The sequence below is a fragment of the Streptomyces sp. NPDC021749 genome (assembly GCF_040640655.1).
Taxonomy (GTDB): domain Bacteria; phylum Actinomycetota; class Actinomycetes; order Streptomycetales; family Streptomycetaceae; genus Streptomyces.
This window is the reverse complement of record NZ_JBFACE010000017.1, coordinates 1-25,088: the sequence shown is the minus strand read 5'-3', so window position 1 is coordinate 25,088 and position 25,088 is coordinate 1. Positions and strand designations below refer to the sequence as shown.

Genomic DNA, 25,088 nt, shown 5'->3' with positions numbered 1-25,088 from the left:
GTGCCCGGCTCTCCGCGCTTCGGTCTCTCGAACGGGCGCGCGGGCACTGACAGGCGACCATAGCGGCAGAACGGAGCGGTACGGAATGGCCGCCGGCAATCGGCCATCGTCATATGCCGCGGCCGATAAGCCATTTGACCTGGACCGGGAGGAATGCGGAATGACGAATATCACCCCGCATGAGTGCATTCGGCGACAAGCCGGCAACTCTCGGAGAGGAAACAATCCGGTCATTTATCGCGGACGTGATCCGCGTCATGGTGTCGCGGGTCACCGTCCGGCCGGACCACTCCGAGGATCGGCATCGAGCCGGCCCCGGTGATCGTCACCTGCCGGCCGGGCCGCGGGGCGTGCACGATCGCGCCGTCACCGAGATACATCCCGACATGGCTGGCATCGGAGAAATAAATGATCAGATCGCCCGGCCGCATGTCCCGGAGGGCGACGTGCGGCAACTGCCGCCACTGCTCCTGCGAGGTCCGCGGAATGGTCCGCCCGGCGTGCTGCCAGGACCGCAGGGTGAGCCCGGAGCAGTCGAAGGTGTCCGGGCCCTCGGCGCCCCACACGTAATCCTTGCCGAGCTGTGCGGTGGCGTAGGAAATCGCCTTACGGCCGGCCGCCGACGCTTTATCGCTGATCTCGTCCAGTACGCCCGAGTCGAGCCACTTCTGCTGCTCCCGGAAGGCCGCTTCGTCCTCCAGCTTCTGCAGCCGGGCCTTTTCCTTCGCGGCCAGCCGGGATTCCAGCTCCTTCGCCGCGTCGATCTTTTTCTCGATGTCCTTCCGGGCGCTTTCCTTCTTCTTGCGGTTCGCCTCCAGCCGTTCCCAGCGGTCGGTCGCGGCTTTCGAATAGTTCTGCAAATCGCCCTGCAGCCGGCCGAGTTGACTGATCACGCGTTTGGCGGCCAGCTGGCCCTTGCGGGCCAGGGTGGCGTTGTCGAGGAAGGCTTCCGGGTCGGCGTTGAGCAGCAGTTTCGCCTCGGCCGGCAGTCCGCCGCCGCGGTACTGCGCGCTGGCCAGGGCGCCCGCCTGCCGCTTGAGGGCGGCCAGATCGTGCTGGGTGCGGTCGATGGTGCGGGCCAGCTCGACGATCTCCTTCTGCTGGCGTTCGACCTGCTCCTTGGCGGCGTTGTAGGCGTCGGTGGCCTGCTCGGCCTTGCGGTAGAGGGCGTCGATCTTCTTGCGTACGTCGTCGAGGTGGCGGGCGCCCGCGTCCGCGTCGTCGGCGTCCCGTCCGGAGCCCGCGGGCGGGTCCTTCGGGTCGTCGGCGTACGCGGTGGACGCCGTGGCGCCCAGCAGGCCCGTGACGCACAGGACGACGGCCGTGCACACCGCCAGCCGGCGGCCCGTGACGGCCGGCCCGCCCGCTTCCTCCCGCAGACCTGGTACGCCCGGTACGGGCCTTGCCCCCCGTACGCCCCGAACGCCCTGCCGTGCCCCCTGGCTCCCCACCAGCCACCTCCGGTCGTTCCGCACCGATTCGCGTCGCTCTCCGGCGCGGATGCTGCCATACCGGCCGGTAATTCAACAGAGCGACGGGCCCTTTAGTACGGGTGGGCGAGCACTTCTTTCCACGCACCCAGCCGATGGCCGAGGTTCACCCTGCGTTCACTCCCCTCCATCGGCGGCTTCACTTGATCTGCCTAATTTCGGCCGTACCGAGTGCGCGTCACGCCCGGAAGGCAAGCGCGACACGGATAGGACATGCCCAAGCCGCACCCCCACGGCGGTCATCACACACCTCACCACTCGCACGCCGACGACGCGGCGCGCCCCAGGAAGGAATTCCCGACAGTGAAGCTTCAGCGCAAGAACCGGGTTCGCGCCCTCGCCGTTGGCGCTCTCGCCGTCTCCGGTGCCCTGGCCCTGACGGCGTGCGGCTCCGACGACACCACCGGCGGCAGCGGTGGCAGCGGTGCCGCCAAGCCCGCGAACATCAAGTGCGAGGGCAAGGGCAAGCTGCTGGCGTCCGGCTCGTCCGCGCAGAAGAACGCCATGGACGTCTGGGTGCAGAACTACTCGGGCGCCTGCAAGGACACCGAGATCAACTACCAGCCGACCGGCTCCGGTGCCGGCGTCACCACCTTCCTGCAGGGCCAGACCGCCTTCGCGGGCTCCGACTCGGCGCTCAAGCCCGAGGAGATCACCAAGTCCAAGCAGGTCTGCAAGGGCGGCCAGGCCGTCGACCTGCCCATGGTCGGCGGCCCGATCGCGGTCGGCTACAACGTCCCCGGTGTGGACAACCTGGTCCTGGACGCCCCGACCCTGGCGAAGATCTTCGACTCGAAGATCACCAAGTGGAACGACGCCGCGATCAAGAAGCTGAACCCGGGCGCCAAGCTCCCGGACCTGAAGATCCAGGCCTTCCACCGCTCCGACGACTCGGGCACCACCGACAACTTCACCAAGTACCTCAAGGGCGCCGCACCCGGCGACTGGAAGCACGAGCCGGCGAAGAAGTGGGAGGGCACCGGCGGCCAGGCGGCGTCCGGCTCGGCCGGCGTCTCCTCGCAGGTCAAGCAGACCAGCGGCGCGATCTCCTACTTCGAGCTGTCCTACGCGACCTCCGGCAAGATCCCCACGGTCAAGCTGAACACCGGCGCGAAGGCGCCGGTCGAGGCCACGGTGGACAATGCTTCCAAGGCCATCTCCGAGGCCAAGCAGGTCGGCAAGGGCAACGACCTGGCCCTGCAGCTCAACTACACCACCAAGGCCGAGGGCGCCTACCCGATCACCCTGGTGACGTACGAGATCGCCTGCGACAAGGGCAACAAGGCCGAGACCCTGCCGGCCACCAAGTCCTTCCTGACCTACGTCTCCAGCAAGGACGGCCAGGCCGCACTGAAGGCCCTGGGCTACGCCCCGCTGCCCACCGAGATCGCCGACAAGGTCCGCGCGACCGTCAAGACGCTCTCCTGACAACCCCGGGTGGCGGCCCGACCGTCACCGCACGGCCGACAGGGGTCCTTCCACAGGGCCCCTGCCGGGCCGCCACCCGTCCGGTGCACCGCCGCGCCTGGAGTCCCCCTCGGGACTCCGCAGACCGGAGAATTCATGACTTCTGCTTCTTCCATAGCCGACAACCCGCCACCACCGGGAGACGCGCGTTCCGCCGTCTCGGGCAAGGCGGTCCGCCCCGGTGACCGGATCTTCCTCGGGCTCTCCCGGGGCTCCGGCGTCGCCCTGCTGGTGATCATGGCCGCCATCGCGGTCTTCCTCACCTACCGGTCCGTGCTCGCCATCTCCGGCGACAAGGCCGACTTCCTCACCACGTTCGACTGGAACGCCACCGGCACCGAGCCGAAGTTCGGCATCGCGGTGCTCGCCTTCGGCACCGTCGTCAGCTCGGTGATCGCCATGCTGATCGCGGTCCCGGTCGCCGTCGGCATCGCGCTGTTCATCTCGCACTACGCCCCGCGCAAGCTGGCCTCGCCGCTCGGCTACGTCATCGACCTGCTCGCCGCGGTGCCCAGCATCGTCTACGGCCTGTGGGGCGCGCTCTTCCTCGTCCCGCACCTGACCGGCCTCTACAGCTGGCTGGACGACTACCTCGGCTGGACCGGGATCTTCAGCTACTCCCAGGGCGCCCCCCGTTCGCTGTTCACCGTCGGCATCCTGCTCGCGATCATGATCCTGCCGATCGTGACCAGCGTCAGCCGCGAGGTGTTCCTCCAGGTCCCGAAGATGCACGAGGAGGCCGCGCTGGCCCTCGGCGCCACCCGCTGGGAAGTCATCCGGATGGCAGTGCTCCCCTTCGGTCGCTCCGGCGTGATCAGCGCCTCCATGCTCGGCCTCGGCCGCGCGCTCGGCGAGACCATGGCCGTCGCCACGGTCCTCTCGCCCAGCTTCCTGATCAGCGCCAGCCTGCTCGACCCGGGCGGCGGCACGTTCGCGCAGAACATCGCCAGCAAGTTCAGCGAGGCCGACCAGTTCGGCCAGGACGCCCTGATCGCCTCCGGTCTCGTCCTCTTCGTGATCACGCTGCTCGTCAACGGCGCGGCCCGCCTGATCATCGCCCGCCGCAAGGAGTACTCGGGAGCCGCCGCATGAGCGTGATGACGGACCACCGTACGGTCGCCAACGGCGGCAACCCGCTCCCGGTCTCCCTCAAGCAGGCCCGGCTGCCCCGCTGGACCCCGCCGGTGCTCGCACTGGTCGCGGCCGGCGCCGGCGCCGGCATCGGGCTGGCCGCCGGACTGGGCAGCACCGTCCAGTGGGGCCTGATCGCCGCCCTGCTCTTCATCGCCGGCACCTTCGTGCTGTCCGCGGCCGTCGAGGGCACCCGGCAGGCCAAGGACCGGCTGGCCACCAGCCTGGTCTGGGTCGCCTTCCTGCTCGCCGTGATCCCGCTGGCCTCCCTGCTGTGGGAGACCGTCGCCCGCGGCATCAAGGTCCTGGACGGCTACTTCCTGTCGCACTCGATGGGCACCCTGCCGGACGCCATGCCCGGCGGCGGCATCTACCACGCGATCATCGGCACCCTGGAGCAGGTCGGCCTGGCGACCCTGATCGCCGCGCCGGTCGGTCTGCTCACCGCGATCTACCTCGTCGAGTACGGCCGCGGCCGGCTCGCGAAGGCCGTCACCTTCTTCGTCGACGTGATGACCGGCATCCCGTCGATCGTCGCCGGCCTGTTCATCCTGTCCGTGTGGATCCTGATCCTCGGCTTCGGCCCCTCCGGCTTCGCCGGGGCGATGGCGCTGGCCATCCTGATGATGCCGGTCGTGGTCCGCTCCACCGAGGAGATGCTCAAGCTCGTCCCCAACGAGCTGCGCGAGGCGTCGCTGGCCCTGGGCGTCCCCAAGTGGCGCACCATCCTCAAGGTCGTCCTGCCGACGTCGATCGGCGGCATCACCACCGGCGTGATGCTCGCCATCGCCCGCATCACCGGAGAGACCGCCCCGGTCCTGCTCCTGGTGTGGGGCGCGAAGACGATCAACAACAACCCCTTCGAAGACGCCCAGCAGTCGCTCCCGCTGTACGTGTTCCAGCAGTGGCAGCAGGGATCCGAGGCCTCCTACGACCGCGCCTGGGCCGCGGCACTGGTCCTCATCGCCTTCGTCATGATCCTCAACCTGGTGGCCCGCGGCATCGCCCGCTGGAAGGCCCCCAAGTCCGGCCGCTGACCAAGCCCGGCGACAGAAAGAAGCAGTGATTTCCATGGCCAAGCGAATCGACGTCAGCGGCCTCTCCGCGTACTACGGCAGCCACAAGGCCATCGACGACATCTCGATGACCATCGAGCCGCGCACGGTGACCGCCTTCATCGGCCCGTCCGGCTGCGGCAAGTCGACGTTCCTGCGCACCCTGAACCGGATGCACGAGGTCACCCCCGGCGGCCGCGTCGAGGGCAAGGTGCTGCTGGACGACGAGAACCTCTACGGCACCGGCGTGGACCCGGTCGCGGTCCGCCGCACCGTCGGCATGGTCTTCCAGCGCCCCAACCCGTTCCCCACGATGTCGATCTTCGACAACGTCGCGGCCGGGCTGCGGCTGAACGGCTCGTACAAGAAGAGCGAGCTGAAGGACATCGTCGAGAAGTCCCTCAAGGGCGCCAACCTCTGGAACGAGGTCAAGGACCGCCTGAACAAGCCCGGCTCGGGCCTCTCCGGCGGCCAGCAGCAGCGGCTGTGCATCGCCCGCGCGATCGCCGTCGAACCGCAGGTGCTGCTGATGGACGAGCCCTGCTCCGCCCTCGACCCGATCTCCACCCTCGCCATCGAGGACCTGATCGGTGAGCTGAAGGAGCGCTTCACGATCGTCATCGTGACGCACAACATGCAGCAGGCGGCGCGGGTCTCGGACCGTACGGCGTTCTTCAACCTCGCGGCGGTCGGCCAGCCCGGCAAGCTGATCGAGATCGACGAGACCGAGCGGATCTTCTCCAACCCGTCGGTGCAGGCCACGGAGGACTACATCTCCGGCCGCTTCGGCTAGGCCGGGCTCCCCGGGGCGTGCCCCGGCCGACGCCCCCTGAGCGTCCTGCGGTGCTGCATGGCGGTGCCACCGCAAGGCGAAGGGCCCGCCCCTCCTTCCCGGGGGGGGCGGGCCCACTGCGTGGTGGTGGCCGGTGCGTTCTCCGGCCGGTGCGTCAGCCGAAGGCCAGCCGGATCAGCCAGTACGCGACCGCCGCGACCAGCGCCGCCGCCGGCATCGTGATGAACCAGCCCATCACGATGTTCTTGGCGACGCCCCAGCGGACCGCGCGCGAGCCCTTCGTCGAGCCCACGCCCATGATCGCCGAGGTGATGACATGGGTCGTGGAGATCGGGGCGTGGAACATGAACGACGCGGTGTACATGACCGACGCCGCGGTGGTCTCCGCGGCGAAGCCCTGCGGCGGGTCCAGCTCGATGATGCGGCGGCCGAGGGTGCGCATGATGCGCCAGCCACCCGCGTACGTACCGAGCGACAGGGTGATCGCACAGGCCAGCTTGACCCAGATCGGGATGGCCGCGTTCTTGTCCTCGACGTCGGCGATGACCAGGGCCATGACGACGACGCCCATGGTCTTCTGCGCGTCCTGCAGGCCGTGCCCGAGCGCCATGCCGGCGGCCGAGACGGTCTGCGCTATGCGGAAGCCCCGCTTGGCCTTGTGCGGGTTGGACCGCCGGAACAGCCACAGGATGACGACCATCACCAGATAGCCGAGCACCAGGCCGATCACCGGCGAGATGAACATCGGCAGGACGACCTTCTCGATCACCCCGGACCAGATCACCTCGGTCCCGCCGGCCAGCGCGGCGCCGACCATGCCGCCGAACAGGGCGTGCGAGGACGACGAGGGCAGCCCGAAGTACCAGGTGACGAGGTTCCAGACCACCGCGCCGAGCAGCGCGGCGAACAGGATGCCCATGCCCTGGTCGCCGTGCGGGGTTTCGATCAGCCCTTCACTGACCGTCTTGGCGACGCCGCTGCCCAGGAAGGCACCGGCGAGGTTCATCACCGCGGCCATCGCCAGGGCGGCCCGCGGGGTCAGCGCCCGGGTCGAGACCGAGGTCGCGATCGCGTTCGCCGAGTCGTGGAAGCCGTTGGTGTAGGTGAAACCGAGCGCGACCGCAATGGTCACGATGAGCGCGAAGGTGTCCATGGCTGAGGGCTCAGGACTCCTTGACCGCGATGGTCTCGACCGTGTTGGCGACGTGCTCGAACGCGTCCGCCGCCTCTTCCAGGATGTCCACGATCTGCTTGAGCTTGAGCACCTCGATGGCGTCGTACTTGCCGTTGAAGAGGTGCGCGAGCAGCTTGCGGTGGATCTGGTCGGCCTGGTTCTCCAGGCGGTTGACCTCGATCCAGTACTCGGTGAGGTTGGACATCGTCCGCAGGTTCGGCATGGCCTCGGCGGTCAGCTCCGCCGCCCGCGCCAGCACCTCGATCTGCTGCTCGATGCCCTTGGGCAGCTCCTCGACCTTGTACAGGACGACCAGGTCGACGGCCTCCTCCATGAAGTCCATGATGTCGTCGAGCGACGAGGCGAGGTTGTAGATGTCCTCGCGGTCGAACGGCGTGATGAACGAGGAGTTCAGCTGGTGGAAGATCGCGTGGGTCGCGTCATCTCCCGCGTGTTCGGCCGCGCGCATCCGCTCGGAGATCTCGGTCCGCGCGGAGGCGTCCGCCCCGAGCAGTTCCATCAGGAGCTTCGAGCCCGTGACGATGTTGTCCGCGGAGGCGGCGAACATGTCGTAGAAGCTCGTCTCCCTGGGGGTCAGACGAAAACGCACGTGAAATCCTCGGGGTGCATCGGATTCGGTCGAGTTGATGCTAGGCGCATCATCCAGCCACTGCTAACCGGCATTCCTTCAGTGTCGCGCATCGGGCAGCATGCTCTGCACGGGGTACCACGAGTGCCCGCAAAGTTCGTTACTATATACCCACCAGGGGTATATGGATCGCCTAGATACCACGGGAGACGGCCATGACGACCACGGACGCCGAGCCCCCCGGCAGCGCCGCAGCCGCCGCGGCCGGGCACCCCGCGCAGCTGAAAACCGACCTCCGAGGCACGACCCGGACCGTGACCGATTCCGCAGAGACTCCCCCTGCCCCCGGCGCCCACGGCTACGCACAGCAGAAGGACGCGCACATCAAGCGACTGCGCCGCATCGAGGGCCAGATCCGCGGACTGCAGCGGATGCTCGAAGAGGACGTCTACTGCATCGACATACTCACCCAGGTCTCGGCGAGCACGAAGGGCCTGCAGTCCTTCGGTCTCCAGCTCCTGGAGGAGCACCTGCGGCACTGCGTCGCCGACGCGGCGGTCAAGGGGCCCGAGGCCATCGACGCCAAGGTGCAGGAGGCGACCAAGGCCATCGAGCGGATGCTGCGGAGCTGACCGCGGACTATCCCCGGCCGGCGCCGCCGGACGGCTCGCCACCGCCCCCGTCCTCGTCCGCCTCCACGTCCAGCACCTCGTCGATCCGGTCCGGGCTGAGCCGGTCCTCGCTCGCGGCCGCCGCCGCGATCATCAACTCCCCGGTCAGGTCGATCTCCACGAGGGCGACGGGGTCCCAGGCCGTCGGATGGCGGTGGCCGGCCACGGACAACACCTCCTCCTCCGGGCGCCTCGCGCGCGTACGGTGGTACCGCCAGCGTAAGGACGGGCCCACGCTGCGCGCATGGCACGGAAGGACCATTTCCGCTCCCGGCGACCGGGCCCCGGGGGGCTCTCCGGCTACGGTGCCGCGGAGGCGATCTTGCCGGCGTAGATATCACGCCGGTCCGGCAGGCTGACCGCGACGGGCGCGCCGAATCCGGAGAGTGCGGTGATGGAGGTCACCGCCGCCCCGTCGGGCGCACCATTGGCGAAATGGAAGGATTCGCGCACCTTGCGCAGCCGGCCCGCCTCGTCCAGATACACATCGAACGGCACCGCGCCGGTGGTGAACCCCTTCTCCGCGGCGACCAGCGCCGGCCTCGTCCGCGCCGAGGCGGCCCGCGCGGCCACCGCGATGTCCGTGGTGCCGCGGTAGTGCCGCACCAGCACGCCGTCCAGCCGCTCCTCGCCCTGGTACGTCACCTGCCGTGCGCCGCGCAGCAGTTCGGCCGCGGCGAGCGGATCGGTGGCGCCGCCGGTGACGAGGTTGCCGTCGGTCAGCGAGGCGGTCTCCACCCGCACCCACTTGTCGGCGGGCACCCCGGCCCCGCGGTTCTTCATGTACAGCGCGCCGGGCGCGAGGATCTCGGTGATCGGCTGGCGGCCCTCGCCGGGCCGGCCCGCCGGGTCCGGGAGGACCACGACGAGCCGTCCGGTGCCGGTGGTGAAGTCGTAGCCGCCGGTGCCGCGAATGGCGACGCGGGTGCCGCCGCTGTCGGTCTCCATGGCCGTACGGACCCGGGCCGAGCGGGCCCGGAGCAGGGCGTCGGCGCTGCCGCGGACCCGGTCGGCGGCCGCGGCGGCGGACCGGCCGGCGGGCTCGTGGTCGTCGGCCGCGGCGCCTTCGGAGGAACAGCCCGCCGTCAGCAGTCCGACCGCCAGACCCGTCCCGCACGCCAGGGCCACGGCGGCCGTCCGGCCGCCCCGCCTGTCCTGCACCACCATCGCGTACGAGCCCCCTCGGCCGCCGTCTTCGGGGCCGGCCTGGCCGGCCGGTCCGCTCGGGAGGGTCCGACGTCCCGCCCGTCCGCGCCTGACGTTCCGTCGACCGATCCGTTCAACGACCGTTGAGGGGGCTCGTCACGCTGGCGACATCCGGGGCGCGTAGCGTTGTGCTCGTGCCCGACCGAGCGCTGCATACGACCTCCACCACCGAACGCGGTTCCTTCTGCACGGCCCGCTGCGCCTGCGGCTGGCGCGGGCCGGCCCGGCGCGCCCGCTCACAGGCGCGGACGGACGCGGCGCGGCACCTGACGGAGGCCGGCGACGGGACCCGCCCCGACCACCCCGTGGAATGAGGGAATCCGTTCCTGGAACCCCCAACGCCCCTCACGCATCTGCCTAGTGAGGGAAGTAACAGCGGTCCCGTGACCGCCCCGCGGACGACCAGCCGGACCACCGGCGGACGGGGCAGGACCGTTCGACATCGAGGGGGATCCATCCCAGTGAAGCGGCGCACACTCCTGCAGACCGGCGGCGGACTCGCGGCGACCTCGGTCGTCTGGGCCACCGGTTGCGACAACAAGAGCGGCGGGACGGGCGCAGCCTCCTCCTCCGCCGCCGCGGCCGGCTCCGACGCCGTGCAGACCAACGCGGCCTCCGCGCCCGCGCGGATCGCCGCCGGACGGGCCACACCGGCCTCCTGGACGGCGCTCGGCAAGAGCCTGGACGGCAAGCTCGTCCGCGCCTCGGACGCCGCCTACGCGGCCGCCCGGCGGCTCTACAACACCCGCTACGACGGTCTGAAGCCGTCGGCGATCGCGTACGTCAAGCACCCGGCGGACGTCGCCGAATGCCTGGCGTTCGCCCGGCGGTACGGCACCCAGGTGGCCATCCGCAGCGGCGGCCACTCCTACGCGGGCTGGTCCAGCGGCAACGGCAAGCTCATCGTCGACGTCTCCGCGCTGGCGAAGGTGGGCGCGCCGTCCGGCGGCGTGACCCGCATCGGCGCCGGCGCCAAGCTCATCGACGTCTACCAGGGCCTGGCGGCGCACGGCGTGACGATACCCGGGGGCTCCTGCCCCACCGTCGGGATATCCGGCCTGACGCTCGGCGGCGGCCACGGCGTGGTCTCCCGGGCGTACGGGCTGACCTGCGACAGCCTGGTCGGCGCGACCGTCGTCACGGCGGACGGGAAGACCGTCGACTGCGACGCCAAGCAGCACGCCGACCTGTTCTGGGCGCTGCGCGGCGCCGGCAACGGCAACTTCGGCGTGGTCACCGAGCTGCGCTTCCGTACGCATCCGGCGCCGCGCGCGGTGATGGCGTACATCACCTGGCCCTGGGCCAAGGCGGCGAAGGTGGTCGCGTCCTGGCAGAAGTGGGGGCCGGTGCAGGCGGACGAGATATGGTCCGCCTGCCACCTCGACGCCCGGCCCGGCGGCACCCCGGCGGTGTCGGTGGCGGCGTTCTCCCTGGGGTCGTACGGCGACCTGAAGAACGCCGTGGACCGGCTCGCCGACCAGGCGGGCGGCCCCGGCCCGGCGTCCACCGTGCACCTGACCCCGATCGGCTATCTGGACGCCATGGAGACCTACGCGGGCTGCTCGTCGAAGACCTCCGCGCAGTGCCACATGCCGGGTTCGCTGCCCGGGCACACCGGCAGCGGCCAGCTGGGCCGCGAGACCTACGCCGCCCGCTCGCACTTCTTCGACCGTTCGCTGTCGGCGACCGGCATCCGGACCCTGATGGACCAGATCGAGCGCGGCGGCCGCCAGGGCGTCGCCGGGAACGTGGCGCTGACCGCGCTGGGCGGCGCGATCAACCGGGTGGGCCGCACCGACACCGCGTTCGTGCACCGCGGATCGCGGTTCCTGGCCCAGTACTTGACGTCCTGGCCGGCCAGTGGTTCGTCCGGCACCCGCACAGCGTGGCTGAATTCGTTCCACGACGCGATGCGCCGGTACTCCTCGGGCGCCGCGTACCAGAACTACACCGACCCGAACCTGACGAACTGGAAGACCGCCTACTACGGGGCGGCCGCCGGGCGGCTCGCCGAGGTCAAGAAGACCTACGACCCGCAGCGGCTGTTCAGCACCTTCCCGCAGGCGCTCTGAGACCGCCGGCGGGCATGCGGACGGCCCGGCCCCGCGTGGGGTCCGGGCCGTTCGCATCCGCCAGGTCTTCGTTCCTGCACGGGAACCGGGCCGGCGGGCCGTCGGTCAGGCCGCCAGGTCCTTGTCCCGCGCCTTGGGGCCGCGCGGCAGGGCCGGCCCGGATGCCACCACCCGGCTGCCCTCGCCGTCCTGGCCCGGACGGCCGTCCGCCGGCACCCCCGGCGCCCGGATGAGCCAGGAGGCCTTTGAGCGGCCGATCGCGGTGGTCAGCGGGACCAGCAGCGCCTGGGCGAGCGGCGCGAGCAGCAGGGCGACGGCGGTGCCCAGCGCGAAGCCGCCGATCACGTCGGTGGGGTAGTGGACACCCATGTAGACGCGGCAGAAGCCCTCCGCCAGCGCCAGCGCGATGCCGATCAGGCCGTAGGTGCGGTGCGCGATGAACAGTCCGACGCCGACCGCCATGGTCAGCGTGGCGTGGTCGCTGACGAACGAGAAGTCGCTCTTGCCGGGGATCAGCACCGCCAGCCCGGCGTGGTCCTTGAACGGCCGGGGCCGCTCGACGAACTCGCGGATCGGGATGTTGGCCAGCAGCGCGATGCCGGCCGCCAGCGGTGCCCACACCAGGCCGGCGACGGCGGGCGCGGCGCCCGGCCGGCGGCGGGCCGACCACCAGGCGATCAGGCACAGCACCGCGAGGGCGGCGATGATGCCGTACTCGCCGATGTACTCCATGGCCTTGTTGACCCAGTGGGGCGCGTCCTTCGCGAGGCCGTTGATGCCGTCGAGCACGTCGACGTCGGGGTTCGGCCCCTCGAATGCGAGTCCAGCCATCTACCGCGGCCCCTTATCTTTCGCGCGCGCGTGCGCCGTCCGTGTGCTGCCAACCCCCGTGGTCGTCGAGCGGGTGCTGCTGCGAGCTGCTACGTCCCCACGCCTAGGAAACGTGACGGCCGCCCCGGGCGTTCCACTCTCCACCGGATGATCACCAGGACGTTATCGAAGCTTGACTCATCACTGCAGTTCAGGGCCCTATGTTCACGCAGCGTTCGCGGCGGGGAGCGCTTTTGCGCCATCCGAGGTGACCCGGGTCGCCCCGATGTAGTCCGGTGTGTCGATCTTGTCGAACCGGATCACCGCCCCGGTGTACGGCGCGTTGATCATGTACCCGCCACCGACGTAGATCCCCACGTGGTGGATCGAGCGCGGATCGTTCAGGTCGTACGCGAAGAACACCAGGTCCCCCGGGAGCAGCTCGCTGCGCTTGGGGTGGGGACCGGCGTTCCACTGGTCGTTCGCCACCCGCGGCAGCTCGATGCCCACCGAGCGGTACGCGGCCTGGGTCAGCCCGGAACAGTCGAACCGCCCGCCCTGCGCGGCCGTCCCCGTCCCGCCCCACAGATACGGCCTGCCGAGCTTGTCCTGGGCGTAGTAGATGGCCCCGGCGGCCTGCCGGGACGGCGCCACCGGCCCGCGCGGCGCCTCGAAGCTCTTGGCCAGGGTCGTGATGGTCTTCACGTAGTTCTGGGTCTCGCGGTACGGCGGGACGCCGTTGTACTGGATGACGCGGTAGGCGCCGGCGTTGTAGGCGGCGAGCATGTTGTGCGTGGCGTTGCCCGGCGCCTTCTTGACGTAGCTGGCCAGCTCGCAGTCGTACGAGGCGGCCGACGGGATCGCGTCCTCCGGGTCCCAGACGTCCTTCCTCCCGTCACCGTTCCCGTCGATCCCGTGCGTCTGCCAGGTGGCCGGGATGAACTGCGCCATGCCCTGCGCGGCCGCCGGACTCTGCGCCTTGGGGTTCCACCCGCTCTCCTGATAGAGCTGCGCGGCGAGCAGCGCGGGACTTATGGCCGGGCAGAGCGTGCCCCACTTCTGCACCAGGTCCTGGTACGCGGCCGGCACCGCCCCCTTGGCCAGCCCGAGTGCCCGCCCGCCGACCCCGGCCAGTCCGGCCGCCGCCATGTACGTACCGATCACGAGCAGCCCGAGCAGGAGCACCAGCCCCGTCCCGAGCCCACCGGCCACCCAGAATTTCCGCACCCCCCAACCCTCCCCCATTCAGGCCCGGTTCACTGCCTTTTTCCGGCCGTGCGCTGCGCGTCGCGCGTCACAGCGGCGGCACACCGGTGGCATACCGGCGGCACAGGGGGCGCGCCGCCCGGACCCGGCCCCGCACGCCTGAGCCCCTGCCCGCCGCACCGATGATCATTGCTCACGGTTATCCCTCGTGATACACACAGTGAGACCCGTCGGCTCAATGGGTGGTCCGCACCCGCACGTACACGCCACCCCCATGGGATCCGTCGAAGAAAGGCGTCAAGTCGACTTCTGACGGCGTCTTTGTCAGCGAAGATAGAGGGCGAAGAGAGCGGCCGACCTGCGCCGGCCGGCGCAGCGGCATTTTTCAACAACTACCCATAAAGGGCGGTGAGTTCACACATGGCGCAGATGTCACACATGGTCCTTGCAGCCGAAAAGGGCGACATCACCACCATCATCGGCGGAATCGCCCCGGACTGGGGCCCGTTCGGAAGCCTGGGCAACGAGGCCCGCGTGATGGTCGAAGTGGTCATGGCGGTGGCGATCCTGCTGTGCCTCGGCATCGCGATCTGGGGCGCCGCCAAACAGCGCATCGGCGCCACCGCGCTGCGCGACACCTTCAGCGCCGAACAGGGCAAGGGCCTCATCGTGGCCGGCCTGACCGGCGTCTTCATCATCGGCTCCCTCGGCACGCTGTTCACGATCGTGTACGGGATGGCGGTGTAGGGCGCGGGGCGGCGGGAGGCGAGGGCCGGGCGGGAACCTGGGGCAACGTCAGGACAAGCCCAGGGCAAGGCCAGGGACCGAGGGGACGGCGAGGCAGCAGGACAGCGGGGCAGTGGGGCGGGAAACCGGCAGGCGTCCGCCCCCTCCTCACCCGCCCTCCCGCCCCCACCCCGGCCTCCGCCCCTGGGCGCACCCGGGCAGGCGTCGTCCGTCCCCGCGCCGCTCCCCTGCGCCCCCGCCCGTCCTCTCTCCGCCGTCCCGTGCCCCCGCCCGCTTCCACCCGGCCGCACCTCCCCTGCGAAGGCCCCATGCTGACGCCCACTCACCCCGGCCCGCCGGGCCCACCGCGCGCCCTTCGCACACCCGCCACCAGCGGGCCGATTGGGCTGACCGCAGGACGGGGACAGGTGGATCCGGGGGAAGGAAGGCCCGAAAAGGCGCAAGAGGGCGACGGCCGACGCGGAGCGAGGCGATGAGTACAAATAACCCACAGTCCCCCATTCGCCTCCGCGGCCACGCATCTGAGGAACCGTCACCGTGAGATGTACTCGTATCCCTGCGCCCGAGCTGCCGCCCGCGCGGCTACGGTCATATGTGGGCGGCACAACGACGGCACGGACGGCGACCGGGGTCAAGGCAGAGGGGGCACAGGGGCGATGAGTCTCAGCGACGACGGAGGCTACGGCGGCGACGGCCACCGCGGCCCCGAGACGGGCCAGACCCGCACCAGACTTCCCGACAGCGGCGGCGACCCCTACGGCCCGGGGCGCCGGCCCCGGAGCGGGCTGTCCAGCCGCAACCTCATCACGGTCGTCGGCGTGATCGTCCTGCTCCTCGCGGCCATCGCCTTCGCGAACCGCGGCGGCAGCGGCAGCGCCGGCTCCGACACCTCCGGCGACTCCCCCAAGAACGCCCCCGGCCCCGCCCGCCCCACCTCACCCACCGGCACCAAGCCCGTCACGACGAAGAACGGCGGCATCGCCGCGGGCTTCCCCAAGACGGAACAGGGGGCGCAGTCGGCGGCGGCGAACTATGTGGTGGCGCTGACCAGCGACGGGATGTACAACGCCGCCAGGCGGCAGGAGATCATTCGGACCGTGTTCGCGCCCTCCGTGGCAGCGTCGCGCGCGAAGATCCTCAACAAGGAGTACACCGATGCCGCGTCCCTCGGGCGGGTCGGCCTCAAACCGGACGGGACCGCCCCGAAGGGCATGACGTTCGTTTCCCGCGCGAACCCGGTCGGCGCAAAGGTCGAATCGCTCAAGGGCGACACGGCGAAGGTTTCGGTCTGGTATTCCGCCCTCTTCGGGCTGGCCGGTCCGCAGTCGCAGAATCCCGTAACGGAGAGCTGGCTTACCAACACATTCGAGATGAAGTGGACGGGCGGGGACTGGAAGGTCACCAACTCCACGCAGAAGGACGGCCCCGCTCCGATCGGACGCGACCAAGCTGCCGCATCGGCTGAGGACATGACCAAGGCGGTCCAAGGCTATGGAGGTTTCACCTATGCCCGGTAAGCCCAAGCATCGCCGTGCGCTCTCAGTCGCCGCCGCGCTCGCGGGCGTACAAACGATTGCGCTCGCCCTGGCCACGCGCGCCATGGCCGCTCCATCGCCGGGACCGGGCGGCAAGAAGTGCGACCTCCTCAGTGGTCCATTCGCTCACTCTTGCAAAGAGGGCAACCAATCCGGAGGGGACACGACCCCTCCCAGCCCGTTCGACAACAACCCCCTCGACCCCCTCGAATCCCTCGCCAAAGGCTGTGCCAAAGCCGCCGCGTGGATCGTCAACAAGTTGTCCGACGCCGTGAACGCCACCTCTCAGGTGGACTTCACCAACGCGGCGTTCCTGCGGCAGTACGCCGTCGTGTTCGCCGCCTCGACCGTGCTCACGCTCGTGCTGTGGCTGCTCGCCGTGGCCAAGCGGGCGGTGCGTGGGGTGCGGCTGACGGAGGCGATCAGTGAGGCGGTCGGGTTCCTGTGGCTGACCGTGCTGGCGTCGGCGTTCACACCGTTGATCCTGTACACGGTGGTGTCGGCCGCGGACGGGGTCACGGCGATCATCGCGAAGGGTACGGGCGCGCAGACCGACACCTTCTTCGGGTCGTTCTCGCAGGCGCTGACGAAGGGCACCGACATCGGCGGCGGGCCGATCATGCTGATCGTGGTCAGCCTGGTCTCCGTGCTGGCCGCGGGTGTGCTGTGGCTGGAGCTGGTGATCCGGGCCGCGCTGCTGTACGTCGGCGCGCTGCTCGGGACGGTGGTGTACGCCGGGCTGGTCGACAAGAACATGTGGGGCCACGTGCGCCGCTGGGCCGGCATCATGATCGCGGTGATCATGGTGAAGCCGGTGATCGTGATCGTGCTGGGCATCGCCGGGGCGCTCTCCGGTGACAAGGGCCCCAACGCCATCTCGGCGGTGGTGTCCGGCCTCGCCATCATCCTGCTGGCGATCTTCGCGAGTGCGGTGATCTACCGGTTCGTCCCGGGGTTCGGCGACGAGATCGCCGCGTCGCGGAACAACCGGATGAGCCGGGGCGCGGAGAACGCCGCCGCCGCGGTGCTCAGCTCCCCCGCCGCGCTGGTCTCCCAGGGCATCAAGACGCACAGCACCCGCCGCTCCGGCGGGGACGGCGGCGGCCAGGTGCAGGGCGCGCAGGGCGGCCAGTCCCGGTCGGCCGACGCGGTCTCCGGCGGCGTCGCCGCGCACAGCTCCCGCACCGGCGGCGGCGCCCCGTCCCCCGCCGCCCCCGCGCCCCGTACGAATCCCGGCCCCGGCCCGAGCAGCAGCGCCCGCACCGGCAAGACAGCAGGAGGTGAGGGGCGTTGAGCACGCAGTCCCACCCGATCGCGCCACGTCGCACCTATCTCATCGGCCGCGCCCGGCCGAACGCGATCGTCGGCAAGAACCGCGAGACCGGCGAGATCGCGCTGATCATCGCGGGCGCGTTCCTCGGCATGATGTGCGGCCTGCTGGTCCCGATGCTGCCGTTGCGGATCGTCAGCCTCACCGGCTTCCCGATGCTGGGGCTGGCCGCCGTCTACGTGCCGTACAAGGGCCGTACGTTCTACCGGTGGTTCGAGATCCGGCGCAGCTTCCGGCGCACGGTCCGCAAGGGCGGCGCGGTCTACCGCTCCGGCGCGGCGGAGGCCGGCACCCGGCTGGACGGCCGCGAGGTGGAGATCGGCCCGCCGCCCGGCATCGGCCGGATCAACTGGCTCAGCGCTCCCTTCGGGCCGGACGAGATCGCGGTGCTGCTGCACGCCGACCGGCGGACGGTCACCGCCGCCATCGAGATCGAGGGACCCGGCGTCGGGCTGCGCGACAGCGAGGACCAGGAGGCGCTGGTCGACCGGTTCGGGACGCTGCTGAAGCACGTGGCCAACGGGGACGGCTTCGTGACGCGGCTGCAGATGCTGGCGCGTACCCTCCCCGCCGACCCGGACGCGCACGCCAAGGACGTCGCCCAGCGCGGCGACCGGAACTCCCCGCAGTGGCTGCAGGACTCCTACGACCAGCTGCAGTCGATGGTGTCGACCAGCAGTGAGCAGCACCGCGCGTACCTCGTCGCCTGTATGCACTACACCCGCGAGCTGGCCTCCGAGGCGCACACCATGGCGCGGGCCGCCCGGATGCACCAGGGAGGGCTGCTGCGCAAGAAGCTCGACCGGGACGCCGGGCTCGCGGTGGTGATGGCCCGTGAGCTGACCGACATCTGCGCCCGGCTCGCCGAGGCCGACATCCGGGTCCGGCAGCCGCTCGGCCAGGCCCGGCTGGCGTCCCTGGTGCACTCGATGTACGACCCGGACCACCCCATCGACCACATCCAGGCGATGAGCAAGCGCAACGCCTGGCCGGCCGAGCTCGACGCGATGGAGCCGACGTACCTGCAGGCGAAGACCCGGGAGTCGTCGACCCGGGCGCCCTGGTGCCACGCCACCGCCTGGATCAAGGAGTGGCCGCTGACCCCGGTGGGTGTCAACTTCCTCGCGCCGCTGCTGGTCCACACCCCGGACGTGATCCGTACGGTCGCGGTCTGCATGGACCTGGAGCCCACCGAGGTCGCCATCGAACGGATGCTGACGGAGAAGACCAACGACGACGCGGAGGCGAGCCGCGCGGCGAAGATGAACCGGGTGGTCGACCCGCGGGACGTCGCCCACCACGGCCGCGTCGACCAGCGCGGCGAGGACCTGGCGTCCGGCGCGGCCGGCGTCAACCTCGTCGGCTACCTCACCGTCTCGTCCCGGTCGCCGGAGGCACTGGCCCGGGACAAGCGGACCATCCGGGCCTCGGCCGGCAAGTCGTACCTCAAGCTGGAGTGGTGCGACCGGGAGCACCACCGGGCGTTCGTCAACACCCTGCCGTTCGCGACCGGGATCCGCCGCTAAAGCCGCTGGGAGGCGCGTACGTCATGGCCATGCTCGATCCGCTCGGAGCGCTCACCGAGGCGTTCACCAGCTTCCTGTTCGGGAAGGTGGAGACGACACGGCTGCCGGTACGCACCTCCACCGGACAGGCCCAGGCGGTCTACCTGCCCACCGCCGCGCCCGGTCTCGGCGACTCCGGCGTGATCATCGGCCGCGAGGTGTACAGCGGCAAGGGCTACATCTACGACCCCTTCCAGCTGTACGGCCAGCAGCTGCCGGCGCCGCACTGGCTCGTGCTGGGCGAGTCCGGCAACGGCAAGTCCGCGCTGGAGAAGACGTACGTGCTGCGGCAGCTGAGGTTCCGGGACCGGCAGGTCGTGGTGCTCGACGCGCAGGGCGAGGACGGCGTCGGCGAGTGGAACCTCATCGCCCAGGAGCTGGGGATAACTCCCATCCGGCTGGACCCGACCGCCGCCCTCAACGGCGGCATCCGCCTCAACCCGCTCGATCCGTCGATCACCACGACGGGACAGCTGGCCCTGCTGCGGACGATCATCGAGGTGGCGATGGGCCACGGCCTCGACGAGCGGGCCGGCTTCGCCCTCAAGGTCGCCCATGCGTACGTCAACGAGACCATCACCGACCGGCAGCCGGTGCTGACGGACATCGTCGAGCAGCTGCGGCACCCGGAGGCGGAATCGGCCGAGGCGATGAACGTCGACATAGACGACGTACGGGCCTGGGGCCTGGACGTGGCCCTGGTGCTGGACCGGCTGGTCGACGGTGACCTGCGGGGCATGTTCGACGGGCCGACGTCGGCGGGCATCGACCTGGACGCCCCGCTGATCGTCTTCGACCTCTCGCACATCGACCGCAACTCCATCGCGATGCCGATCCTGATGGCGATCGTCGGCGTCTGGCTGGAGCACACCTGGATCCGGCCCGACCGGAAGAAACGCATCTTCCTGGTCGAGGAGGCCTGGCACATCATCAATTCGCCGTTCGTGGCGCAGCTCTTCCAGCGGCTGCTGAAGTTCGGCCGCCGGCTGGGCCTGTCGTTCGTGGCGGTCGTCCACCACCTGTCGGACGTGGTGGACGGCGCGGCCGCGCGGGAGGCCGCGGCGATCCTGAAGATGGCCTCGACCCGGACCATCTACGCGCAGAAGGCCGACGAGGCACGGGCCACCGGCCGGGTGCTCGGCCTGCCGCGCTGGGCCGTGGAGATCATCCCGACCCTCACGCCCGGTATCGCGGTCTGGGACGTCAACGGCAACGTCCAGGTCGTCAAGCACCTCATCACGGAGGCCGAACGGCCGCTGGTCTACACCGACCGGGCGATGACCGAGTCGTCCCCGCTGCCGGCGGACGACACCCGGGCGGCCCTCAATGCGGCGGCGGACGCGGAGGCCGAGGCCCGCGCCGAGGCGATGGCGATGGAACGCCGGTGGAGAGACGAGTCGAGCGAGACGGTGGCGTGACGCGCGGATACGACGACGGGCCCTACGGCGGACGGCACGGCGAGCGGTACGACGGCGGCCGGGACGGGTGGTACGGAGGACCGCACCCCCCGGACCGCCCGCACCCCCGCGACCGGCACGGCGGCCGGGGCCGGGGCATCCCGGACTCGCTGCTGGTCGGGCTGCTCGCCTTCCTGCTGGGCCTGACCCTGCTGGTGTGGACGGCGACCGGGCTGGCCGGGCTGTTCGCGCACGGTGCCTGGCCGGAGGGCGTCGACTACTCCGGTACGCCGATCGCCCTGCGCCACCTGGTGTCCGCACCGCACGACATGGCCGCCGCCTGGCCGGGCACGCCCAAGGGCCAGCTCTCCGGGTACGGCCTGTTCTGGGGCATCTTCATCGGCGAGCTGATGGTGCTGCTCGTCCTGACGATCTTCACGATGGGCACCATCACCCGCTACCGCGCCGTGCGGGCCGCCCGCCGGGCGAAGGCCCGGGCCGCCCGGGTGGCGCGGGAGCGCCTCGCCGAGGACGCACCGGCCGGGCCGGCCACGGCGGCCGCCCCACCCGCACCGGCCACATCGGCCACATCGGCCACATCGGCCACATCGGCCACGGGGGCCTCCCCCGTCGCACAGTCCGTACCCGCCGCCCCGGCCGTACCGGAAGCCGCGGCCGTACCGGAGGCACCGGCCGTACCGGAGGGCGTGGCCGACGGTGCGGCGACGGCCCCGTCCGGCCCGGTGCCCGAGCAGCGCACCGCGTCGCCGGGCCGGCCGGGGGCGGTCGCGGCATCCGGTGAACCGGCGCTTCCGCAAGTCGAGTTCACCGCCGACCGGGCCGCCGCACGGGCCGCAGCCGCCACCGTCGCGGCCGCCGCCCCCGGCGCGCTGATCGTGGCCACCACGGACCCCGCGCTGTGGGACGCGACCAAGGACGCCCGCGCCAAACTCGGCCCGCTGCTGACCTACGACCCCACGCACCGCCTCGACACCCCGGCCCGGATGCGCTGGTCGCCCACCGCCGGCTGCGAGGACCTCGCCACCGCGGCCGCCCGCGCCGCCGCCCTGCTCGCCCCCGTACGCCCCACCAGCACCCTGGACTCGGCGCTCGCGGACGCCGCGGAGACGCTGCTGCGCTGCTGGCTGCACGCCGCGGCGGTGGACGGCCGGCCGTTCAGGCAGCTGCACCGCTGGGCGCATGCAGCGGGCGGCGCGCAGGAGCCGGTGCGGATCCTGCGGACCAGCGCCCAGGCGTCCGCGGGGCAGGCCGGTGAGCTGGAGTCGGTGCTCACCGCGCACGCCGAACGCCGGGAAGCGGCCAAGGAGTTGGTCGGGCGGGCGCTGGGCGCGCTGTCGTCGATCCACATCCGGGACGCCTGCAATCCGCTGCGCGCGGATTCGCTCCTTCTCGAATCATTCATCGACGAAGGGGGAACGCTCTACGTGGTAGGCGAGCCCGTCGAGGACCCGCGTACCGACCCGGGTGCGATGCCGCTGCTCACCGCACTCCTCACGTACGTGGTCGAGCACGGCCGCCGCATGGCCGAACGGTCATCCGCCGGTCGGCTCGACCCACCACTCACCCTCGTCCTGGACGACATCGCGGCACTGGCGCCGCTGCCCGCGCTACCCGATCTGCTGGAGGCGGGCCGGGCCCGCGGTCTGCTGACGCTCGCGACCCTGCGCTCCCCGGAGCAGGCCCGGGCCCGCTGGCCGCACCGCTCCCTGCCGGTCTGACGCCTGCCGGTCCGCCGCCTGCCGGTCCGGCGCTCCGACGACGGCCCGCGCCAGGTCCGGCCAGTGCCGGGTGAGGCAGAAGTGGTCACCGCCCGGGAAGACCCGCAGCCGGAAGTCCCCGGCCGTGTGCGCCCGCCAGGCGGCCGCGTCGTCGACGGTCACCAGCGGGTCGGCGGCCCCGACCAGGGCCGTGACGGGGGTGGCGAGCGGCGGGCCGGGGCGGTGCCGGTAAGTCTCGACGGCCCGGTAGTCGCTGCGGACCACGGGCAGCGCCGGAGCCAGCAGTTCCCGGTCCGCCAGCACCCGGGGGTCGGTGCCACCGGTGCGCCGGATCTCCTCCACCAGTCCGTCGTCGTCCCGCAGATGGACGGTGCCGCCGCGGACCCGGGAGGGCGCCCAGGCGCCGGAGACGACGAGCCGCACCGGCCGGCCGGCGTCCGCCCCCTCCAGCAGCCGGGTCACCTCGTAGGCGATCAGCGCGCCCATGCTGTGCCCGAGCTGCCGGTGATCTCCGCGATCCGCGGCTCCAGCCCCCGCACCGCCCGCGACGCGAACGCCGCACTCACCAGCCGGCGGTGCCGCGCGTGATCCGGACCATCCTGCTCCAGCAGCATCACCGCCATCCCACCAACGCCCCGTGCGGCGCATGCGTGTGCACGTCGTTGAACAGCCGCGGATCGCTCAGCAGCTCCCGCGTCAGCGCCGCCCCGAGCACCGTCCAGGTCTCCAGCCCGTTCAACTGCCGGGCACGGATGATCTGATGGCTCTTCGCCAGCCGGTCCAGCTCCCGCTCCAGCCCCGCCGTCGACGCCAGCTCGGCCAGATCCACCACTACGGTCATGACGTACTTCCCGCTGATTCCCCGTTGGCCCCGGAACCCTCAGTCCCGGAGCAATTGCACGGCAAACTGCGCCAGTTGCTCATCCATCGCGGACGACCGGCTGCCGGCGATCCCCGACCGCATCAGGGCCGCCCCCTCGACCAGCGCCACGAACGTCTCGGCCCGGGCCCGGCAGAACTCACCCGACCAGTCCGGCCGCCCCTGCTGCACATACGCCTCCACATGGGCCACGTACTTCCGGTAGAACTCCCGCACCACGGTGGCGATCTCGTCGTCCCGCGCCGCCAGCGCCCACACCTCGACGTACAGCCGGACCAGCTGCGGATCCTCCTGCTCGGCGAGGACCACCCCCACCACCTCGTCGGGGTTCGCCGGCCCCTCCGGGACCTCGATGGCCGACGGGTCGTCCCGCACCATCCGCAGCCCCGTCGTCTCCGCCAGCCGCTCCAGCGAACGCTCCAACGCCCGCTCCAGCACGGCCTTGATCAGATCGGCCCGGGTCGGGAAGTAGTGCTGCAGATGCCCGACCCGCACCCCCGCCTCACCGGCGATCGCCCGCAACGAGGCATCCGACCCCTTGGCCACCAGCACGGCCTCCGCCGCGTCCAGCAGACTCGTCCGCCGGATACTGCCCTGCCGCGTCAGCGTCGCGCCCTTCCCGGCACCGCTCTTCTCCTCGCTCATGACACCTCCACCCCGACGCCCGCCTTCTCCAGCGCCGCGACGACGTCCTGCGGCAACGGCGTCATCTCCGGGAACACCACCCCGCTCGGCGCGGCCGCACCGTCCTCACCCAGCACCCGACGCAGCCCCAACAGCCCGCCCAGCGCGGTGAGATGAGCCTGACCGGCCGGATCCGTCAGCACGGCCGTACGCCGCTGACCACCCCGCCCGCGCACATCGATCCGCAGGCACGCACTCCCGCCCTCACCGGGCGAATACAACATCGACCGCCGCGTCGACCGGAACTTCTCGCCCCGCCCCCACCGGAAGAACCCGGTCTTCTTCAGCGCCAGCAGCGTCGACGTCGACGAGTTGGCACTGAACCCGATCCGCGTGAGGGCGGTGTCCACCCCCAGCACCAGCGGCAGCGTGAACTGCTCCGGCGTGTCGATCCGCGCGACCTTCGCCCGGTGCTCCCCGATGGACACATGGCCGGCCCCGGTCAACGGCATGATCATCCGCCGCTGCCCGCCCACGGTCACCTCGTAGTCCAGGCCCAGCCGGTCCATGAACTCCACCGAGTCCGTGCCCGCCCGGTCCTTCAGGTCATACCGGATCGCGATCTCCACCGCCGACGCCCCGCCGACCTCGGCCGCCAGCGCGGCCGCGACCAGCGCCGTCACCCCGCCCATCCAGCTCGACGACAGCAGCACCGGCGCCTTCGGCGGATGCACCGCCGCCACCGCGACCGCCCGCTGCAGCCGCGCCGTCCACCGCGTGACGTCCACATACGGCACACCACCCCGGATCGCCGCCAACAGCACCCGGTCGTCAGGGTCGTTCACCGTGCTGATCACGGCCCGCACCTTCGCCGAGAACGGCTCCGGATCGCTCAGATCCCACCGCCGCACCGACGCCCCGACCTCCTCGGCCAGCGCCCTCCCACGCTCCGGCGTACGCCCCGTCAGGAGCAACGGCCACGAAGCAGCCGCCATGCGCGCCAAGTCCCCGCCCACGGTCCCGTAGCCGCCCACCACAAGAACCGGGCCCGTCACATCAAGCTGGATGTCATCGTCCACACCCCGACACTAGGTCAAGCGACCTAGACACACAACGACGATCTACGTCACGTGGGACTCGGGCCCCAGCGGCCGGCACTACGCGCTCTCCCACCCTCCCGCTCTCCCGCGCCCTCCCGCCGACCGAGGGTTACCGCCCCCATCCCGCCGACCGGCGGTTACCGCCCCTCTGCTCTGCCCTGCCCTGCCCTGCCCCAGAACGCAAAAAAGCCTCGCCCCGAGTCGAATTACTTCAACTCGGGACGAGGCTTTATCAAAATTTGTTCGGCGGCGTCCTACTCTCCCACAGGGTCCCCCCTGCAGTACCATCGGCGCTGAAAGGCTTAGCTTCCGGGTTCGGAATGTAACCGGGCGTTTCCCTAACGCTATGACCACCGAAACACTATGAAGTTGAACTCCAGCCAGCAAAGGCGAGTTCGTTACTTCAGAACCTACACAGTGGACGCGAGCAACTGAGGACAAGCCCTCGGCCTATTAGTACCAGTCAACTCCACACCTTACGGCGCTTCCATATCTGGCCTATCAACC

At 70.9% G+C, this 25,088-nt stretch carries 25 protein-coding genes and 1 rRNA gene; 13 read left to right on the top strand and 13 right to left on the bottom strand.

Features of this window, described 5'->3' with window-relative positions:
* Window positions 1-230: 230 nt before the first annotated feature.
* On the bottom strand, window positions 231-1,337 hold the full coding sequence (locus AB0G35_RS18690; RefSeq protein WP_360950383.1) for an NlpC/P60 family protein: 1,107 nt from the start codon (window positions 1,335-1,337) through the stop codon (window positions 231-233).
* Window positions 1,338-1,793: 456 nt separating this feature from the next.
* Here AB0G35_RS18690 and pstS point away from each other — a divergent pair, with 456 nt between their 5' ends.
* The 4 genes from pstS to pstB all read left to right on the top strand — a co-directional run bounded on the left by pstS (window position 1,794) and on the right by pstB (window position 5,936).
* Window positions 1,794-2,918 (top strand): phosphate ABC transporter substrate-binding protein PstS, encoded by a 1,125-nt coding sequence (pstS, locus tag AB0G35_RS18685; RefSeq protein ID WP_360950053.1) that lies wholly within the window; start codon window positions 1,794-1,796, stop codon window positions 2,916-2,918.
* Window positions 2,919-3,053: 135 nt separating this feature from the next.
* Window positions 3,054-4,049: a phosphate ABC transporter permease subunit PstC gene (pstC, locus tag AB0G35_RS18680; protein WP_360950050.1), complete on the top strand. Its 996-nt coding sequence runs from the start codon at window positions 3,054-3,056 to the stop codon at window positions 4,047-4,049.
* Window positions 4,050-4,054: 5 nt separating this feature from the next.
* Window positions 4,055-5,125, top strand: a complete 1,071-nt coding sequence (gene pstA, locus AB0G35_RS18675; protein ID WP_360950380.1) for a phosphate ABC transporter permease PstA — start codon at window positions 4,055-4,057, stop codon at window positions 5,123-5,125.
* A 34-nt stretch (window positions 5,126-5,159) separates the two neighbouring features.
* Window positions 5,160-5,936 carry a phosphate ABC transporter ATP-binding protein PstB gene (pstB, locus tag AB0G35_RS18670; protein WP_360950047.1) on the top strand — a complete coding sequence of 259 codons (777 nt, stop codon included), beginning with the start codon at window positions 5,160-5,162 and terminating at the stop codon, window positions 5,934-5,936.
* A 154-nt stretch (window positions 5,937-6,090) separates the two neighbouring features.
* Here pstB and AB0G35_RS18665 read toward each other — a convergent pair whose 3' ends face one another.
* Window positions 6,091-7,089 carry an inorganic phosphate transporter gene (locus tag AB0G35_RS18665; protein ID WP_360950044.1) on the bottom strand — a complete coding sequence of 333 codons (999 nt, stop codon included), beginning with the start codon at window positions 7,087-7,089 and terminating at the stop codon, window positions 6,091-6,093.
* Between the two features lie 10 nt (window positions 7,090-7,099).
* Complete coding sequence (locus tag AB0G35_RS18660; RefSeq protein ID WP_030415904.1) at window positions 7,100-7,720, bottom strand: DUF47 family protein; 621 nt, start codon at window positions 7,718-7,720, stop codon at window positions 7,100-7,102.
* Between the two features lie 194 nt (window positions 7,721-7,914).
* On the opposite strand from AB0G35_RS18660, the gene AB0G35_RS18655 reads away from it, so the two are divergent.
* Window positions 7,915-8,331, top strand: a complete 417-nt coding sequence (locus tag AB0G35_RS18655) for a metal-sensitive transcriptional regulator (RefSeq protein ID WP_360950041.1) — start codon at window positions 7,915-7,917, stop codon at window positions 8,329-8,331.
* A 7-nt stretch (window positions 8,332-8,338) separates the two neighbouring features.
* Here AB0G35_RS18655 and AB0G35_RS18650 read toward each other — a convergent pair whose 3' ends face one another.
* Both AB0G35_RS18650 and AB0G35_RS18645 read right to left on the bottom strand, forming a co-directional pair.
* The gene (locus AB0G35_RS18650; RefSeq protein ID WP_360950038.1) at window positions 8,339-8,542 is read right to left on the bottom strand and encodes a hypothetical protein; all 204 of its coding nucleotides are present in this window, start codon (window positions 8,540-8,542) and stop codon (window positions 8,339-8,341) included.
* Between the two features lie 128 nt (window positions 8,543-8,670).
* Entirely contained in the window at window positions 8,671-9,537 is an 867-nt protein-coding gene (locus AB0G35_RS18645) for a hypothetical protein (protein ID WP_360950035.1), read from the bottom strand.
* A gap of 173 nt (window positions 9,538-9,710) precedes the next feature.
* Here AB0G35_RS18645 and AB0G35_RS18640 point away from each other — a divergent pair, with 173 nt between their 5' ends.
* Both AB0G35_RS18640 and AB0G35_RS18635 read left to right on the top strand, forming a co-directional pair.
* A complete protein-coding gene (locus tag AB0G35_RS18640; protein ID WP_360950032.1) occupies window positions 9,711-9,890 on the top strand; it encodes a hypothetical protein in 180 nt (59 codons plus the stop codon).
* A gap of 147 nt (window positions 9,891-10,037) precedes the next feature.
* Window positions 10,038-11,648, top strand: coding sequence for an FAD-binding oxidoreductase (locus AB0G35_RS18635; RefSeq protein ID WP_360950029.1), 1,611 nt, complete (start codon window positions 10,038-10,040; stop codon window positions 11,646-11,648).
* Window positions 11,649-11,753: 105 nt separating this feature from the next.
* On the opposite strand, the gene AB0G35_RS18630 is transcribed toward AB0G35_RS18635, so the two are convergent.
* Both AB0G35_RS18630 and AB0G35_RS18625 read right to left on the bottom strand, forming a co-directional pair.
* Window positions 11,754-12,479, bottom strand: coding sequence for a phosphatase PAP2 family protein (locus tag AB0G35_RS18630; protein ID WP_360950026.1), 726 nt, complete (start codon window positions 12,477-12,479; stop codon window positions 11,754-11,756).
* Between the two features lie 204 nt (window positions 12,480-12,683).
* The gene (locus AB0G35_RS18625) at window positions 12,684-13,685 is read right to left on the bottom strand and encodes a bifunctional lytic transglycosylase/C40 family peptidase (protein ID WP_360950023.1); all 1,002 of its coding nucleotides are present in this window, start codon (window positions 13,683-13,685) and stop codon (window positions 12,684-12,686) included.
* A gap of 417 nt (window positions 13,686-14,102) precedes the next feature.
* Here AB0G35_RS18625 and AB0G35_RS18620 point away from each other — a divergent pair, with 417 nt between their 5' ends.
* From AB0G35_RS18620 to AB0G35_RS18595, 6 genes are all read left to right on the top strand, one after another.
* On the top strand, window positions 14,103-14,411 hold the full coding sequence (locus tag AB0G35_RS18620; protein WP_030415911.1) for a hypothetical protein: 309 nt from the start codon (window positions 14,103-14,105) through the stop codon (window positions 14,409-14,411).
* 656 nt (window positions 14,412-15,067) lie between these two features.
* On the top strand, window positions 15,068-15,928 hold the full coding sequence (locus AB0G35_RS18615) for a hypothetical protein (protein WP_360950020.1): 861 nt from the start codon (window positions 15,068-15,070) through the stop codon (window positions 15,926-15,928).
* A complete protein-coding gene (locus AB0G35_RS18610; protein ID WP_360950017.1) occupies window positions 15,918-17,240 on the top strand; it encodes a hypothetical protein in 1,323 nt (440 codons plus the stop codon). Before AB0G35_RS18615 ends, AB0G35_RS18610 begins: the two co-directional genes overlap by 11 nt.
* Window positions 17,237-18,802, top strand: coding sequence for an SCO6880 family protein (locus AB0G35_RS18605; RefSeq protein ID WP_360950014.1), 1,566 nt, complete (start codon window positions 17,237-17,239; stop codon window positions 18,800-18,802). The genes AB0G35_RS18610 and AB0G35_RS18605 overlap by 4 nt, the downstream gene beginning before the upstream one ends.
* 29 nt (window positions 18,803-18,831) lie before the next feature.
* Window positions 18,832-20,259: an ATP-binding protein gene (locus AB0G35_RS18600; RefSeq protein WP_360950377.1), complete on the top strand. Its 1,428-nt coding sequence runs from the start codon at window positions 18,832-18,834 to the stop codon at window positions 20,257-20,259.
* A 137-nt stretch (window positions 20,260-20,396) separates the two neighbouring features.
* Window positions 20,397-21,977 (top strand): type VI secretion protein, encoded by a 1,581-nt coding sequence (locus AB0G35_RS18595; RefSeq protein ID WP_360950374.1) that lies wholly within the window; start codon window positions 20,397-20,399, stop codon window positions 21,975-21,977.
* Here the strand turns inward: AB0G35_RS18595 and AB0G35_RS18590 are convergent.
* From AB0G35_RS18590 to rrf, 6 genes are all read right to left on the bottom strand, one after another.
* The gene (locus AB0G35_RS18590; RefSeq protein ID WP_360950011.1) at window positions 21,867-22,463 is read right to left on the bottom strand and encodes a thioesterase domain-containing protein; all 597 of its coding nucleotides are present in this window, start codon (window positions 22,461-22,463) and stop codon (window positions 21,867-21,869) included. The two genes, AB0G35_RS18595 and AB0G35_RS18590, sit on opposite strands and share 111 nt — an antisense overlap.
* Entirely contained in the window at window positions 22,451-22,591 is a 141-nt protein-coding gene (locus tag AB0G35_RS18585; RefSeq protein WP_360950008.1) for a hypothetical protein, read from the bottom strand. The genes AB0G35_RS18590 and AB0G35_RS18585 overlap by 13 nt, the downstream gene beginning before the upstream one ends.
* Window positions 22,591-22,818, bottom strand: a complete 228-nt coding sequence (locus tag AB0G35_RS18580; RefSeq protein WP_360950005.1) for a hypothetical protein — start codon at window positions 22,816-22,818, stop codon at window positions 22,591-22,593. Before AB0G35_RS18580 ends, AB0G35_RS18585 begins: the two co-directional genes overlap by 1 nt.
* 39 nt (window positions 22,819-22,857) lie before the next feature.
* Window positions 22,858-23,502 carry a TetR/AcrR family transcriptional regulator gene (locus AB0G35_RS18575; RefSeq protein WP_360950002.1) on the bottom strand — a complete coding sequence of 215 codons (645 nt, stop codon included), beginning with the start codon at window positions 23,500-23,502 and terminating at the stop codon, window positions 22,858-22,860.
* Window positions 23,499-24,560, bottom strand: coding sequence for a saccharopine dehydrogenase (locus tag AB0G35_RS18570; RefSeq protein WP_360949999.1), 1,062 nt, complete (start codon window positions 24,558-24,560; stop codon window positions 23,499-23,501). Before AB0G35_RS18570 ends, AB0G35_RS18575 begins: the two co-directional genes overlap by 4 nt.
* Window positions 24,561-24,822: 262 nt before the next feature.
* Window positions 24,823-24,939 (bottom strand): 5S ribosomal RNA (gene rrf / locus AB0G35_RS18565).
* Window positions 24,940-25,088: the final 149 nt, after the last annotated feature.

Excerpts from the sequence above, each read along its gene's own strand:
- AB0G35_RS18655 (WP_360950041.1), top strand. The coding sequence starts at position 7,915 with ATGACGACCACGGACGCCGAGCCCCCCGGCAGCGCCGCAGCCGCCGCG.
- AB0G35_RS18610 (WP_360950017.1), top strand. The coding sequence starts at position 15,918 with ATGCCCGGTAAGCCCAAGCATCGCCGTGCGCTCTCAGTCGCCGCCGCG.
- AB0G35_RS18665 (WP_360950044.1), bottom strand. The coding sequence starts at position 7,089 with ATGGACACCTTCGCGCTCATCGTGACCATTGCGGTCGCGCTCGGTTTC.
- AB0G35_RS18645 (WP_360950035.1), bottom strand. The coding sequence starts at position 9,537 with ATGGTGGTGCAGGACAGGCGGGGCGGCCGGACGGCCGCCGTGGCCCTG.
- pstA (WP_360950380.1), top strand. The coding sequence starts at position 4,055 with ATGACGGACCACCGTACGGTCGCCAACGGCGGCAACCCGCTCCCGGTC.
- pstB (WP_360950047.1), top strand. The coding sequence starts at position 5,160 with ATGGCCAAGCGAATCGACGTCAGCGGCCTCTCCGCGTACTACGGCAGC.
- AB0G35_RS18600 (WP_360950377.1), top strand. The coding sequence starts at position 18,832 with ATGCTCGATCCGCTCGGAGCGCTCACCGAGGCGTTCACCAGCTTCCTG.
- AB0G35_RS18620 (WP_030415911.1), top strand. The coding sequence starts at position 14,103 with ATGGTCCTTGCAGCCGAAAAGGGCGACATCACCACCATCATCGGCGGA.
- AB0G35_RS18615 (WP_360950020.1), top strand. The coding sequence starts at position 15,068 with ATGAGTCTCAGCGACGACGGAGGCTACGGCGGCGACGGCCACCGCGGC.
- AB0G35_RS18585 (WP_360950008.1), bottom strand. The coding sequence starts at position 22,591 with ATGCTGCTGGAGCAGGATGGTCCGGATCACGCGCGGCACCGCCGGCTG.
- AB0G35_RS18630 (WP_360950026.1), bottom strand. The coding sequence starts at position 12,479 with ATGGCTGGACTCGCATTCGAGGGGCCGAACCCCGACGTCGACGTGCTC.
- AB0G35_RS18580 (WP_360950005.1), bottom strand. The coding sequence starts at position 22,818 with ATGACCGTAGTGGTGGATCTGGCCGAGCTGGCGTCGACGGCGGGGCTG.
- pstC (WP_360950050.1), top strand. The coding sequence starts at position 3,054 with ATGACTTCTGCTTCTTCCATAGCCGACAACCCGCCACCACCGGGAGAC.
- AB0G35_RS18590 (WP_360950011.1), bottom strand. The coding sequence starts at position 22,463 with ATGGGCGCGCTGATCGCCTACGAGGTGACCCGGCTGCTGGAGGGGGCG.
- AB0G35_RS18575 (WP_360950002.1), bottom strand. The coding sequence starts at position 23,502 with ATGAGCGAGGAGAAGAGCGGTGCCGGGAAGGGCGCGACGCTGACGCGG.